Below are 529 nucleotides of genomic sequence, written 5' to 3' on the forward strand. Positions count from 1 at the left end.
GCTTCCTGGGCTGGCGTGATGTGTATCTTGTGTTCGCCGGTCTGCAGCTGGTTGTCTGTTTGCCGATTCACGTCCTGCTTGCCCGAAAACCGGACCTTAGCACCGCAAACGCCGAGCGACCGGGTCATCCAGCGGCGACTTCACCGCAGGACCACTTGAGGGACCGGGACCGAACCGCCGGCTTCGTTATGATGACAACGGCCTTTGCTCTGCAGAGTTTTATCAGTTCAGCGGTTCTCATTCATATGCTGCCAATGCTTGCCGCACTTGGGTTGGGGGCGGCTGGAGTTGCTGCGGGAACGTTGTTCGGCCCCGCGCAGGTCGCAAGCCGGTTGCTCAACATGGTGATCGCGAAGAACCTACTGCAACTTCATCTGGCCATCATCTCCGCCGTTCTGCTCGTTTTGGCGCTGACAGTGATCATCGTTGCCCCCCCTTCATTTTGGGTCGCGATGCTGTTCGCCACCCTGTTCGGCTTGGGAAGCGGCCTGTTCAGTATTGTCGGCGGAACCTTGCCGTTGGGGCTTTT

General features: G+C 58.8%; 1 pseudogene. It reads left to right on the forward strand.

Annotation, left to right across the window (positions count from 1 at the left end):
* Positions 1 to 191 precede the first annotated feature (191 nt).
* A pseudogene (locus AC4FS3_RS29420) lies at positions 192 to 529 on the forward strand (hypothetical protein); the annotation flags it as partial.

This window comes from Pseudogemmobacter sp. TB195 (assembly GCF_058313095.1).